This window comes from Anoxybacillus thermarum (assembly GCF_000836725.1).
Lineage (GTDB): Bacteria > Bacillota > Bacilli > Bacillales > Anoxybacillaceae > Anoxybacillus > Anoxybacillus thermarum.
On the sequence record NZ_JXTH01000027.1, the window covers coordinates 21,408 to 35,715 of the forward strand.

The window sequence follows — 14,308 nt, forward strand, 5'->3', positions numbered from 1 at the left end:
CTTTTCAACTTCATTGACTTCTTTCTTTTTTTGATCGATAATTAATGTTTGTGTACTTCGTTTAAATTGATGGAGGAGCTAAAAAATATGAGCAAATATCCGTTTACATTAAACAAAAACGAAAACTTTTTTGATAAACTAAACGAATGGATTGGGGACGTTTTTTACGACATTTTACCTGAAGCAGGGTTTGAATTGCGCGATGAACAAATCTTCATGGCATTTCAACTTGAGCGGGCATTTAAAGAGAAAAAAGTAATGTTCGCTGAGGCGGGTGTAGGGACAGGAAAAACGATCGTATATTTACTTTATGCTATTTGCTATGCACGTTATATCGGAAAGCCTGCGATTATTGCTTGCGCAGACGAAACGTTAATTGAACAGCTTGTAAAAAAAGAAGGAGATATTGCGAAAATTTCGCGCGTTTTAAACATGGACATTGATGTTCGACTAGCCAAATCGCCCGATCAATATTTATGTTTAAACAAATTAGACGAAGTATTAATGACGGAAGAAGAGGAGTTGTACGAGCGAATTTTTGATGAATTGCCTCCTTTTGTTCATGATCATGCTCCACTTCAAACGTTTTATCATTACGGTGATCGAAAAGACTATGCTCATTTAAGTGATGAACAATGGTCAAAAATCGCTTGGGATCCGTTTCAAGACTGTTTAGCATGCGAAAAACGTCATCGCTGTGGTCAAACGTTATCGCGCGATTATTATCGGAAAGCAGCGGATTTAATTATTTGTTCGCACGATTTTTACATGGAACATATTTGGACGTATGAAGCGCGGAAGCGTGAGGGGCAGCTTCCTCTTTTGCCTGAAGCGAGCTGTGTCATTTTTGACGAAGGGCATTTATTAGAGTTTGCGGCGCAAAAAGCGTTAACGTATCGTATGAAAGAAACAACGCTAGAGACGTTGCTTTCTCGTTTATTAGAAAATGATATTCGTGAACAATTAGCTTATTTAATTGAAGATACATTAGAACTTAGTGTACGTTTTTTTGATGAATTAATGAATCATGCGAAAGCTGTATCGGGATCGAATCGTCAAGAATTGACGTTTACTCCATCCCTTTTGCAACTTGCGCAAACTTTACAAACGAAAGTTGAGCAAATTGGCGATGAACTTGTCTTTGAAAGTGAGACGTACACGATTGATCATTATCAATTAAAAGTTGTGGACGAATATCTAGATCAAATTCATCACTCTTTACACTTATTTGTTCACAATCGAGATGCGATTACATGGCTTGAATCGTCGCTCGACGGCAATACGCTTGTCATTATGCCAAGAACGGTACAAGAAGTGTTGCGTGAAAAAGTATTTTCTAAACGCATGCCATTTATTTTTTCGTCTGCCACACTATCAAATGAAAAATCATTTGATTATATGGCAAAAAGTCTAGGAATTGACGAATATATATCGTTTCATGTCGATTCCCCATTTGACTATGATGAACAAATGACAATTTACATGCCAATATTTGAAAAGAACGAACGTATATTTGAAGAAAAATATAAGTATGCCTTAGAAAAAATACGCGAAACGAATGGGCGTGCTCTCGTATTGTTCCCAACGCGTGAACAATTGAATGAATTTAAAGCTCGCGCCAAACGTGAAGAACAATTTACTTTCTTATTTGAAGGGGATCAAGAAATTAGCGAGCTTGTTTCTCGTTTTCAAAACGAAGAAGAAACGATTTTATGTGCCCAACATTTATGGGAAGGATTGGATATTCCAGGCCCTTCATTAAGCAACGTGATTATTTGGGCGCTTCCTTATCCTCCAGATGACCCTGTTTTTCAGGCGAAGCGAAAACAAACGGACAATCCGTTTTGGGAAGTTGATGTTCCGTATATGATTTTACGATTGCGACAAGGGGTCGGGCGCCTTATTCGTCAACGAGATGATCGCGGAATCGTATGTATTTTTGTAACAGATGATGAACCGATGCAAGTGATCGAGGCGATCAAACGTGTATTACCGACAGATGTACAACAAAAATAAAGGAATCATTGTAAGTATTGTAGAATAACAAATATAGAATGGAGGGAAGAAGATGAAAACAAATATTCAAGAAGTAGAAAAGCAATTTCTCCAATACGTCAGAAAAATGATGGCGTATAAAGAAGCCATTTCACTTATGTATTGGGATTTGCGTACAGGGGCGCCGAGAAAAGGAATTGACCAACGCTCCGAAGTGATTGGGATGCTGTCGCAAGATGTGTTTCGGATGTCCACTTCAGAACAAATGGCCGCATATATTGCGGAACTTTCTGCTAAGTCGGTACAAGAACAATTATCGTCTGTTACCCGTTATACGTTAGCAGAATGTCAAAAAGAGTATGAGCGCAATAAAAAAATTCCTGCGGATGAATATAAACAATTTGTCATTTTGCAATCAAAAGCGGAAAGCGTATGGGAAGAAGCGAAAGCAAAATCTGATTTTTCCCTTTTTGAACCGTATTTAAAACAGCTTGTTGACTTTACGAAACGTTTCGTTACATATTGGGGAACAAACGGACACCCATATAATACGCTATTAGATTTATATGAGCCGGGCGTGACAGTCGACTTATTAGATGATGTGTTTTCAAAACTACGTCATCATATTGTTCCGCTCGTTCAGCAAATTCGCGAGTCCCGTCACAAACCGGAAACGAGTTTTCTATTTCAACCGTTTCCGAAAGAAAAGCAAAAAGCATTTAGTTTCGCGCTTTTAAAAGAGCTAGGTTACGATTTTGACGCAGGGCGGCTAGATGAAACTGTGCATCCTTTTGCTATTACATTAAATGATGGGGACGTCCGAATTACAACGAAATATGACGAAAATGATTTTCGAACAGCCATATTTGGTACAATTCACGAATGTGGTCATGCTCTTTACGAACAACATATTTCTAAAGAACTGGCAGGTACACCATTGTACGATGGAACGTCGATGGGGATTCATGAATCCCAATCGTTGTTTTATGAAAACTTTATTGCTCGTCATTATTCATTTTGGAAGCGATATTATCGTTTATTACAACAATATGCTCCGCACTTTTCGCATGTTTCGTTAGACGATTTTTATCGTGCGATTAATGAGTCGAAACCGTCCCTTATTCGTATTGAAGCTGATGAACTGACGTATCCGTTGCACATTGTTGTTCGATATGAAATGGAAAAAGCGTTGTTTGATGATGCTATTGAAGTGAAAGATTTACCATACATTTGGAACGAAAAATACGAAGCGTATTTAGGTATTCGTCCAGAGCGTGATGCGGAAGGAATTCTTCAAGATGTGCATTGGGCTGGAGGAAGTTTTGGGTATTTTCCATCGTATGCGCTTGGATATATGTATGCGGCACAGTTTAAACATACGATGGAGAAAGAACTGCCATTTCATCAGTTGCTTGAAAATGGGGAACTTGTTCGTATTCGAGAATGGCTTACAAAGCACGTTCACCAATTCGGAAAAACGAAAAAACCGCTCGATATTTTACATGAAGTCACTGGAGAAGGTTTAAATCCAATCTACTTAATCGACTATTTAGAAGAAAAATATAAACATATTTATCGATTATAAAAAACCGGGCGAGTGCCCGGTTTTTTACCAAAGTTTAAACCCTTTTGATCCAGGAGGTGCATTTTGGATCATATCGATAAATGGAACTGTATACGCGATTAAAATGAGTACAACAGCAATACCGATCCACAATTTCCAGTTTTCGAACACAAGCGGTGTACGTTCAGCCTGCTCAGCAACTTCTGCAACAGGGAACTCTGTTTCCCCTTTTGGAGCGAAAAATGCTAAGTTTGTCACGATAATGAGCACAAGAATAATACCGATGAATAAAATCGTTCCACCAACCGCTTGAGCGATTTGATAAGGAATCCACTCAAGCGCTTGTGGTGCATCGCCGTATGTTGAAAATGCTGAGCGACGTGGGGCACCAAGTAACCCTGCAAAATGCATCGCACTAGACATGAAAATCATACCGATAGACCAAACGATTGTTTGAATAATCGCTAGACGATTCATTGCTTTTGTCATGACGCGCCCTGTTAAGTGCGGAATAAGCCAATAAGCTCCACCAAAGAATGTCAATACGACTGTTGTTGCTAATGTTAAGTGGAAGTGACCAGTTACCCAAATTGTATTATGAACGACTTGGTTTAATTGATGTGATGCGTTGACAAGACCACCAGCACCAGCAGGGATAAAGAACAACATACCAATAAATGGTGCGAAGAAACGCGCATCACCCCAAGGGAGTTTTCGTAACCATCCGAATAATCCTGTTGCTCCTTTTGAGCGACCGTACATTTCAAATGTTGCGAACATTGAGAACGCAGTCATTAATGATGGAATAACGACCATGAACGTTAAGACAACTTGTAAGTATTTCCAAGCTGGATCAATTCCAGGTTCCACAAGTTGATGGTGGAAACCGACAGGAATCGAGAAAATTAAGAATAAGATGAATGACATACGAGCAAGAGAGTCAGAAAACATTTTTCCACCAATAATTTTTGGAATAATCGCATACCAAATCATATATGCCGGTAATAACCAGAAATATACGAGCGGGTGACCGAAATACCAGAACAATGTTCGGCTTACGAGCACGTTAATTCGATCGACATAACCTAATGACCAAGGAATAAGCTGGAATAATACAGTCGCTGCCACACCGAGTGAACAAACGAGCCATAATACCATGTTGACAACAGACATAAATGTTAGCAACGGACTGACTTGACCAGGATGAGCTTTTTTCCATTTTGCATAATGAGCGAACATGGCAAAACCACTGATCCAGCTACCGACAACAACAAGCGTTAAACCGATATAAAAACCCGCATGTGCTTGTAATGGGGCATAAAACGTATATAAAACAGAAGCTTCACCGATTAAAATGTAAAAGGCGGTAATTGCTGTACCGATTGTCATGAGCCAAAAACCGATCCAACCCCAAAACCGCACGCGGTCAGAAAGCGTTCCGGCAGTACGACTTACAGCAGCAAATTGGAAACCGATAATGAAAAATGTAGTTAAAACGAGTCCAAGCAATACGCCATGCGTTGTTAAAATCGTATAATAGCTAATGCCCGCCGGCAATTCAAATTTTCCAGAGCGCACAAGCACTTGCAATAGACCTGCAAGCCCTCCTAACGCAAGGGCAACGAAAGCGACATAAATATGGGCCATGGCTAATTTGCCATCACGTGCATCGACTTTCCATGTTCCGTTCATCATTGTTCAACCACCTTCACTTTCGCAGTCATTAAGTGGTGACCGGCACCGCAATATTCGTTACATAAAATGACATATTCGCCGACTTTATCGAATGTTTGTGTATAGCTACTGACATATCCAGGTTCAACCATCATGTTTACGTTCGTTCCAGCCATTTCAAATCCGTGGATCACATCTTTCGTTGCGACATTAATCGTTACTTTTGCCCCTTTTGGAATTTCGACTTGGTTTGGTGTATACGCAAATGCAGAAGCAACGATGTTCAGTTGATATTCATTTTCTCCCGTTTTAACAAGGCCTGGTTTATCAAATGGTGGTGTTTGATCGACTTTTTCCGGATCGATTGTTGTTAAACAGCTTGGTGGTTGCGTTCCTTGCGCAAATGCACCGACTCCTAGGACAGCTAAAAACACGAATAACGAACCGATGCCGAAAAACAGCCAAATTTTTTCATACTTATGCATGTGCATAACGTTTCGTCTCCTTTCTCTCTATAAGCGATTTAAAAACAAGAAATATACGCTTACCCACGTGAAAATGAGGAAAAACCCTAAAAACAAAACAGAAGCAAGTGTTCCTTTTAATGCGGGTTCTTTCTCCACTTTTGCTTTTGGAGTACTTGTGTTTAATTGGGTTTTCATCTTCACTCCTCCTTCCTAAATAAACCTTAAATAGAAATGTATACACTTACATCATACAAAACAATTTGTGAAATGAAACGCTTTCTTCATACATTTCACAAATTGTTCATTCGTTACTTTATCATCATCATAACCGTAAAAATAAGGTGTAGCTGTGACTTTTGTCACATACATTTTGTGAGGTTGTGAAAAAAGTGTGAAATATTTAGAAAAAGATGGCTATAGCGTAAAAAAAGAAGCTTACAAGCGCAAGCTTCTCATTTATTCATTATCAATTGTTAAAATAAGTTGTAATTCTCCATTGTTTTCGAAGTGGATCGGTACTCGAAAAGCTTTGTCAAAACCGTAAATTTTTGTTTGACCAACAAGAACAGTCGGAGGAGTAATATCAATGGTAATTCCTTTTTGTGATACAACTGTGGCCAAGTTTCCTGCAATCATATTCCCAAGTTCACCCGTAAATGATTCAAGCATTTCGCCTTCTAACGGCATACCAAACATCGTTTCTCCGATTTTTCCAAACATCGTTTCATGTCCTTCAATGATTAGACGCCCGCGTAAGTCTCCGGTTATCCCAATCAATACGCTAATAGATGTTTGTGTAAAAGGTTGGACAAACAATGAAGGCTTATCGATTGTCATTGATAGTGGGATAACAGATCGAATCGATTCGATCGTTCCATTTAAAATCGTTGTAATTTTTTCACCTAACGCCATAAAAAGACCCCCTTTTTTCTTCATCATAACAAATTTTTCACTTTGATGACATCATTTTTCGATAAACATGGATACGAATATATAAAAAACATAGTGACGAAACAACAAATTGCGTTATAATGAAAGTGCACAACAACATACCTCCTTTCAAAACGTCGAAAGCTTTCCTCCCGTTTCTGAGAGGAAAGCTTTTTTTATGAATAAAATTTCTTTATTAGGAAAATATTATCTTTATCGAAAGGAGGGGCATGGATGCCAAGTATCATTGCAGTTGAATTAGCTGAACTTCCTTACCGCGTTTCACAAAACGAGGTGATGGTTGCAATAAAACGCATGTTTCAACACCGCTATGAACATATTGATCGGTTATTATCCATTTTTCAACATGATCATATTCAATCAAGATCGCTTGTACAACCATTAGATTGGTATATGCAGACTCATTCGTTTGCTGAAAAAAATGAGCTGTATATTGAGCATGCGGTTCGATATGGAAAAGAGGCAATTGTGCGCTGTTTACATCGTGCAAATATTGTTTTTGAAGACATTGAAGCAATCTTCTTCATTTCAACGACGGGAATTGCAACACCGAGCATTGAGGCAAGAATCATGAATGAACTTCCTTTTTCTCTACATACGAAACGCATCCCGATATGGGGGCTCGGATGTGCGGGTGGAGCAGCTGGCATTGCGCGAGCGGTAGATTACTGTCGAGCGTATCCGAAAGCGAAAGTGCTTGTTCTTGCTGTGGAACTTTGCAGTCTAACGTTTCAAATGGATGATGTATCAAAAAGTAATCTTATTGGCACATCATTATTTGCTGATGGAGTAAGTTGCGCGTGTGTAGTGGGGGATGATGTACAGCAGCAAAGTGTCACTCCACAGGTAATTGATATGCAATCAGTATTTATGCGTAACACGGAAGATGTTATGGGATGGGATATAAAAGATCAAGGTTTTTATGTTGTGTTCTCTCGACATATTCCGACGATAATTCGTCAATCAATTGGCGAAATCGTACAATTATTTTTAGGAAGAAGCGGAATAAAACTTTCCGAAATTGAACATTTTGTTTTGCACCCCGGCGGTAAAAAAGTGCTTGATGCGTATCAAGATGGTTTACACATCGATGAAGACAAGCTCGCTCATGCGATTACGGTTTTACGACAGTACGGAAATATGTCGTCTGTTACTGTGCTTGCTGTTTTACAACGTTTTTTACAACAGTCGATGACTCCACAGGGATACGGTTTAATGATGGCCATGGGACCGGGATTTAGTTGTGAACTTTTGTTGTTACAATGGGGAGATGAAGCATGAAATGGAGCATATTTTTCTTTTTAATTGTTCAACGATTCGTTGAGTTGTATTGGGCAAAAAGAAATGAACGATGGATGAAAGAGCGGGGAGCCAAAGAATTCGGACAACATCACTATAAGTACATCGTATGTATGCATTGTTTATTTTTTGTTTCGCTATTGCTAGAAGGGATTCGTAAACGTCCGTCACCATTGTGGTCTGTTTTGTTTAACATATTTGTCGTATTACAGTTATTCCGCCTTTGGATTATCGCTTCGCTTGGAAGGTATTGGAACACAAAAATTATTGTGTTGCCAAAAGCAGAACGGGTACAGAGAGGTCCGTATCGCTGGTTTCGTCATCCGAATTACCTCGTTGTTGTTCTAGAATTCCTTGTTATTCCGCTTATGTTTCAAGCCTATTGGACAGCTGTCATATTTACAATATGTAACGCGTACCTTTTATCTATTCGTATTCGTGTAGAGGAGCAGGCGCTACGTTTATTAAAATCCCCCTAATAAGCAGGGGATTTTTTATGTATTTTTTCTGTGAACTACAGTAAAATGAAGGTAGATTTTTTAAAAGGGGTATAGGTAATTATGGAAATGACAGAAACAAAATCATTGCAACAATGGATATATCGCCTGATTGCACTTCATGATGAATTTATGAAGATAGGTGACATTACGCAGGCAAATAAAACGAAACAATTAATTAAAAAAGTATATCATCAAGAATTTACAATCGCTTTTTGTGGTCATTTTTCTGCCGGAAAGTCTAGCTTAATTAATGAATTGATCGGTGATTCACTGTTGCCGTCTAGCCCTATTCCAACAAGTGCAAATCTTGTGAAAGTAAAAGCAGGGAAACCGTATGCACGCGTATATTATAAGTCTGGCCAAGCGATTGAATATGTAGCTCCTTACGATTACGAAGAAGTAAAAACGTTTTGTCTAGATGGTGACACAATTGATATGATTGAAATTAGCGATGAAACAGACGCGATTCCAAGTGGAGTTATACTGATGGATACACCAGGAATTGATTCGACAGATGATGCTCATCGTTTGGCAACAGAGTCTGCCCTTCATTTAGCCGATGTTATATTTTATGTAATGGATTATAACCATGTTCAAGCAGAATTGAACTTTGAGTTTACAAAACGGTTGTCACAGTACGGGAAAACGTTATACTTAGTTGTCAATCAAATTGATAAACATCGTGAAGAAGAGCTTCCGTTTTCGCAGTTTACTCGTTCTGTTGAAGAAGCATTTCAGCAATGGGGAGTCACATTTGAACGCACGTTTTATACTTCGCTGAAACAAAAAGAGCATGTGCATAATGAGTTCGATGAATTAAAACAGTTGTTGCAGTTGCTTTTTTGTGAAAAGGAGGAGCGACTTCAGCAAAGTATACGTATTGCTGTCGAGCAAATGATTGATAATCATATGCAGATGCTCATCGCTCAACAAGAGGAAGAAGAGCAACATATTCGTCAATCGCTTTCGTTTGAGGATGAAAGAATGCTTCTTGAGAAAATGGAAGAAACGGAGCGGACGATTGATCATATAAAGAAAACGTGGTTGAGTGCAAAGCAGCATGTTGAACAGCAGTTAGAAGCGACGTTGCATAACGCCTATATGATGCCTTATGAAACGAGAGAACATGCTCGTGCCTATTTAGAAGCATGTCAACCTGACTTTAAAGTTGGTTTTTTATTTACAAAGCAAAAAACAGAGGAAGAACGCCGGAAACGACTGCGTGCTTTTTATGAAGATTTGCGCAAAAAAATCGAAAGTCAGCTAGAATGGCATGTTCGTGACCTGCTGAAACGTTTTTATCAACAATATGACGTTCATGACCATGAGTTATTACATCGTATTCAACAATTAACTGTTCCGTTTTCAGAACAATGGATTGTTGAACGAAAGCCAAATCAGCCGCTTGTTACAGGGGATTATGTATTAACGTATACAAACGATATAGCGAATGAAATAAAACGGTTATATCGCGATGCGGCTCTTCAACTCGCGGAGCAAATAATTGAAAAAGGGAAGGCGCAACAACGGTTAAATACATATGAGCAACAACTAGATGAACTGATAAAGGAGCGAGCAAGTTGGGAGCAATTGAAACAACTTGTTTATCATCGTAAACATACGCGTGAACAATTGCAAAAAGTCGTTGACCATGCAACACCGTTAAGCGATGATGCGATTTATCCATTTATTTACGAGACATTTACGATGCGAATAAACAATCAAAAGAAAAAAGAAGTTCCACAGGAAAATGGAGCGCTGCAAGAAGAACGTCCAATTCAAACGGTGCAAATGGCAAATGAAACGGTTGAGCAAACGATCGAAAAGCTACGCACCATTAGCCAAATGATTGCTCCGATTGAAGGGATGAAACAACTAGCGAAAGAAATGAGCGAAAAAATTCAACAACTTCAACAACGGACGTTTACAATTGCTCTATTCGGGGCGTTTAGTGCAGGAAAATCTTCATTTGCAAACGCGTTAATAGGTGAACACGTCTTGCCTGTTTCACCTCATCCAACGACGGCGACAATAAATAAAATTGTTCCGCCGACAGACGAGCATCCACATGGAACCGTAGTTGTACAAGTAAAAACGGAGCAACAGCTTTTAAACGATTTGCAACACTCCTTGCGCTTTTTCGGCGTGCAAGTTCATTCGTTACAAGAGGCGATCGAAGAAAGCAAAAAAGCTATTCGTAATCAAGCTGTTGATGCAAAAGAGCGTGTACATTGGGCTTTTTTGCAAGCTGTCGTGCGCGGTTATGAAAAAATGAAAGAAAATTTAGGGCGATTGCTTGTCATCTCATTTCAGCAATTTCACGAATATGTAGCGAATGAAACGAAATCGTGTTTTGTTGAATGGATTGAATTGTATTATGATTGTCCCCTTACTCGTGAAAATATTATTCTTGTCGATACACCAGGAGCCGATTCTGTAAATGCTCGTCATACGGGAGTAGCATTTAATTACATTAAAAATGCTGATGCGATTTTCTTTGTCACATATTATAACCATGCGTTTTCCAAAGCGGATCGTGAATTTTTAATTCAGCTTGGTCGCGTCAAAGATACGTTTAGTTTAGATAAAATGTTTTTCATCATTAATGCAGCTGACCTAGCTCATACGGAAGAGGAATTGCAGTCGGTCGTTCGTTATGTAAAAGAGCAGCTTTTGCAATTTGGTATTCGCCATCCGCGTCTTCTTCCATTATCGAGTAAATGGGCACTTGCAGAAAAAAACGGGGAAACATTCGATCATCATGTGTTATCGAATTCAGGAATGAGTACGTTCGAGCAAACATTTTATCCGTTTATCCATCATGAGATCGGCTCATTAGCCATTGCTTCTGCGCATTTGCAAATGAAGCAAGCGCGAAAACGTTTAGCGGAATATATTGCAGAAGCGAAGCAAAGCGATGATATAAAACGTAAAAAGTTGCACATCTTGCAGCAAGAGCGACAACAGCTTGAACAGATGATTGAACAATATGAAACAGACTATGATGTTCATGCCATCGAACAAGAGCTGAACGAGTTAGTTTATTATATTCAACAGCGCATTTCTTTCCGCCTGTCAGACTGGTTTAAAGAGTCGTTTAATCCATCTGTTTTGCATGACCGACAAACAAATATAAAAAAAGCGTTACAATTATGTTTAGATGAGTTTTTATACTCCATTGGATTTGATTTGGCGCAAGAAATGCGTGCAACTAGCTTGCGAATTGAAGCGTTTATAAATAAACGTTACGATCTTCATTTTACGGCGTTAGAAAACCAATGGAAGCAAGTGCATGATCTCATTGTAACAAAAGTCGATCTTTCAAGTTTTCCAACGTTACAATTCCCGATCGCTTTTGAGCAAATCGATCGCAATATATTTAAAAAGGCGCTTTCGTTGTACAAAAACGCGAAATCATTTTTTGAAAAAGATGAAAAGCGATTGATGAAAGAAGAACTAGAAAAACAATTACATGAGCCGATTGCGGCGTATGTAGCTGAACAAAAACAACGATTGCTCGCGCATTATACAAAACAGTGGAATATGATTATTGAGCAACTTCATTGTCATATGCGCGAACAACTAAATGAGCATTTTACAGGTTTACTTGCCGCATTAACGGCTAAAGCACCAATAGATGAATTACAACATATTTACGATATGATCGGAGGAATGGATGATGAATGAAGTTCACCAAGCAATTACAGCACATTCACAAAAGCAACACGCACTCGTTCGGGCGTTTATCGAGCTAGATGCGAAACGAGAAGCGTATATTGAGGAAGCCGTCTCTTTATGTCAACGCGGTGAACCGTTTTCTGTACAAAACATTAACGAAGTAACAAAACAAATAAATGAACTAGCTAAAAGTGGAATTGTACCACAGCGAAAATATGTGACGGTTGACATGGTAAAGGAATACGTTCAAAAATTAAATAACAAATCGTCGTAGTGTAAAACGTCCCCTTCGCGCATACTATTTATGCATTATGTATAAAAAGGAGGGTGAAGCGATGGGACGAACAAAATCAGGAAACGCCAATGCGCAACGAAACAATAACGCAAAACAAAAAAACGACTTCAATAATGAGTTTGCCTCATATGCTGAAGTTGAAGTGAAAAAAATGAGCAACGAGCATAAAAATATTCGATAAGGCGCGCATATGCGCCTTTTTTTGAGATGACAAATCGAAGGGCGGTATGTCAATGAAAAAGTGGCTTGCTATTATTATTTTATTTAGTTTTTTTGCATACATGCTTTGGGAACATATAACGGAAAAACAAACGATCGCGACCGGTATTCATATTGGAATGAAGGCACCGGACTTTTCTTTACAAACGATTGATGGAAAAATCATTCAACTTTCTCAATTGCGTGGAAAGGCAGTTATTGTGAACTTTTGGGCAACATGGTGTCCACCTTGTCGCGCAGAAATGCCAGATATGCAAACATTTTATGAACGTTATGAAAAACAAATAGAAATTGTAGCCGTCAATGTGATGGTGAGAGATTCGAAAGAAAAAGTGAGTCAGTTTGTAAAAGATTATCGTTTAACGTTTCCAGTTGTGCTAGATGTTGATGGACATGTCATGAAGCAATATGATATTCAACCGATTCCAACGTCGTTTATTATCGACCAACAAGGCATTATTCGTGAAAAGCAAATCGGGCCAATGTCGTATGAACAAATGGTGCAATATGTAGAGAAATGGGGGAAATAGCCGAGTGATCGGCTATTTTTTGTATATTTGTCATTATGTTTGGAAAAGATAGAAAAAAACAAAAAGTAGGTGAATAAGTGATGAGAAAAATAAGAAAACGGACATTTGCAGAACTCGTGATGGAAAATAAACGACAACTATTAAACGATGCAAGGGCATTAGAGAAATTGGAAGAGAAAATGGAAACACGTTGGCTTCATAAAGCAGAGTAATATAGCCATACTATAAGGGAGAGGGGGATGAAAAATGGGTAATCCAAAAAGCAATCAACAACCATTTGTGCCACAACATATCGGGACGAAGCCAAGAGCGGCAGGTGGCAATAAAGGAAAGCAAATGCAAGATCAATCTGGTCAACATCCACAAGTCATTCAAACGAAGGGTGAGTAAGGGCGAACATTCGCCCTTATATAGTTTACATAACAAAATTATAATAAACAATAAAGTTTGTATAACATGAAGAAAAACGTGCACGATAAAAGATGTACATTTTACTTTGACAAGGAGGATGATAAAATGAAACCAAATTATGATGATCGTCGTGACAATGTAGAAAAATTACAGGACATGGTACAAAATACGCTTGAGAATATTGAAAGAGCAGAAGAGACGATGGCGTTCGCTAGTCCAGAGGAACGTGAAAAAATTAGGGAAAAAAATCATCGCCGTGAAGAAGCAATTGAGGCGATGCGAGCAGAAATCAAAGATGAAGCAAGAGCTCGTGAGAGAGGATATGAATGATAAAAGCCGCATACGTGCGGCTTTTTGCATGCTCTGTTTACCTTTTCTTTATGTATGGTACAATAAAAAAATAAATTATTGTTATGTCGGAGAGTGAGAAGAGTCAGTCAAGACTTTGTGGAGAACATTTTTTCGGTTCACTACGGGTGTTGTCAATCACTAGTTAGCGAACCATTTTCAGGAATTGATATCGTAAGCGCTTTTGGACTCTCATCCCTCATCTTGAAGTGATGATATTGTATTCCATTTTTTTACACCCAACCAAAATCCCGAAGCGCCGACAACGCTTGATGGATCGGCGTCCCGGATGACCGCTGCAGACACGGTAGATTCTGACGCACCACATCTGCCCACAACCGTCCTGCCTTCCGTTTGGCCTGTTCAACCCGCTTGGA

Annotated in this window: 15 protein-coding genes and 1 pseudogene; 11 read left to right on the plus strand and 5 right to left on the minus strand. The window is 38.9% G+C overall.

Going from position 1 to position 14,308, the window contains the following annotated elements; all coding sequences use genetic code 11:
- Window positions 1-87 precede the first annotated feature (87 nt).
- The gene (locus tag LH47_RS07985) at window positions 88-2,016 is read left to right on the plus strand and encodes an ATP-dependent DNA helicase (protein WP_043966358.1); all 1,929 of its coding nucleotides are present in this window, start codon (window positions 88-90) and stop codon (window positions 2,014-2,016) included.
- 52 nt (window positions 2,017-2,068) lie between these two features.
- Window positions 2,069-3,580, plus strand: a complete 1,512-nt coding sequence (locus tag LH47_RS07990; RefSeq protein ID WP_043966361.1) for a carboxypeptidase M32 — start codon at window positions 2,069-2,071, stop codon at window positions 3,578-3,580.
- 24 nt (window positions 3,581-3,604) lie between these two features.
- Here the strand turns inward: LH47_RS07990 and LH47_RS07995 are convergent, their stop codons facing one another.
- From LH47_RS07995 to LH47_RS08010, 4 genes are all read right to left on the minus strand, one after another.
- Window positions 3,605-5,254 carry a b(o/a)3-type cytochrome-c oxidase subunit 1 gene (locus LH47_RS07995; protein WP_043966363.1) on the minus strand — a complete coding sequence of 550 codons (1,650 nt, stop codon included), beginning with the start codon at window positions 5,252-5,254 and terminating at the stop codon, window positions 3,605-3,607.
- Window positions 5,251-5,724, minus strand: coding sequence for a cytochrome c oxidase subunit II (locus LH47_RS08000; RefSeq protein ID WP_043966365.1), 474 nt, complete (start codon window positions 5,722-5,724; stop codon window positions 5,251-5,253). The genes LH47_RS07995 and LH47_RS08000 overlap by 4 nt, the downstream gene beginning before the upstream one ends.
- A gap of 21 nt (window positions 5,725-5,745) precedes the next feature.
- On the minus strand, window positions 5,746-5,895 hold the full coding sequence (locus tag LH47_RS08005; protein ID WP_043966367.1) for a cytochrome c oxidase subunit 2A: 150 nt from the start codon (window positions 5,893-5,895) through the stop codon (window positions 5,746-5,748).
- A gap of 261 nt (window positions 5,896-6,156) precedes the next feature.
- A complete protein-coding gene (locus LH47_RS08010; protein WP_043966368.1) occupies window positions 6,157-6,612 on the minus strand; it encodes a chemotaxis protein CheX in 456 nt (151 codons plus the stop codon).
- A gap of 252 nt (window positions 6,613-6,864) precedes the next feature.
- Here LH47_RS08010 and LH47_RS08015 point away from each other — a divergent pair, with 252 nt between their 5' ends.
- The 9 genes from LH47_RS08015 (at window position 6,865) to tlp (ending at window position 13,913) form a co-directional block, all read left to right on the plus strand.
- Complete coding sequence (locus LH47_RS08015) at window positions 6,865-7,932, plus strand: type III polyketide synthase (RefSeq protein ID WP_043966370.1); 1,068 nt, start codon at window positions 6,865-6,867, stop codon at window positions 7,930-7,932.
- Entirely contained in the window at window positions 7,929-8,429 is a 501-nt protein-coding gene (locus LH47_RS08020) for an isoprenylcysteine carboxyl methyltransferase family protein (protein ID WP_043966371.1), read from the plus strand. The genes LH47_RS08015 and LH47_RS08020 overlap by 4 nt, the downstream gene beginning before the upstream one ends.
- A gap of 81 nt (window positions 8,430-8,510) precedes the next feature.
- Window positions 8,511-12,137, plus strand: a complete 3,627-nt coding sequence (locus LH47_RS08025; protein WP_043966374.1) for a dynamin family protein — start codon at window positions 8,511-8,513, stop codon at window positions 12,135-12,137.
- Window positions 12,130-12,402, plus strand: a complete 273-nt coding sequence (locus LH47_RS08030; protein WP_043966376.1) for a YpbS family protein — start codon at window positions 12,130-12,132, stop codon at window positions 12,400-12,402. Before LH47_RS08025 ends, LH47_RS08030 begins: the two co-directional genes overlap by 8 nt.
- Window positions 12,403-12,463: 61 nt before the next feature.
- Complete coding sequence (locus tag LH47_RS16435; protein ID WP_167333773.1) at window positions 12,464-12,604, plus strand: hypothetical protein; 141 nt, start codon at window positions 12,464-12,466, stop codon at window positions 12,602-12,604.
- Window positions 12,605-12,650: 46 nt separating this feature from the next.
- On the plus strand, window positions 12,651-13,172 hold the full coding sequence (locus LH47_RS08035) for a peroxiredoxin family protein (protein WP_052585028.1): 522 nt from the start codon (window positions 12,651-12,653) through the stop codon (window positions 13,170-13,172).
- Between the two features lie 80 nt (window positions 13,173-13,252).
- Window positions 13,253-13,384, plus strand: coding sequence for an FbpB family small basic protein (locus LH47_RS15190; RefSeq protein ID WP_009361290.1), 132 nt, complete (start codon window positions 13,253-13,255; stop codon window positions 13,382-13,384).
- Window positions 13,385-13,418: 34 nt separating this feature from the next.
- Window positions 13,419-13,562, plus strand: a complete 144-nt coding sequence (locus tag LH47_RS08040) for an acid-soluble spore protein N (protein WP_003396082.1) — start codon at window positions 13,419-13,421, stop codon at window positions 13,560-13,562.
- A 126-nt stretch (window positions 13,563-13,688) separates the two neighbouring features.
- Window positions 13,689-13,913 carry a small acid-soluble spore protein Tlp gene (gene tlp, locus LH47_RS08045; RefSeq protein ID WP_009361289.1) on the plus strand — a complete coding sequence of 75 codons (225 nt, stop codon included), beginning with the start codon at window positions 13,689-13,691 and terminating at the stop codon, window positions 13,911-13,913.
- Window positions 13,914-14,164: 251 nt separating this feature from the next.
- Here tlp and LH47_RS15195 read toward each other — a convergent pair.
- Window positions 14,165-14,308: pseudogene (locus LH47_RS15195) on the minus strand (UPF0236 family protein); the annotation flags it as partial.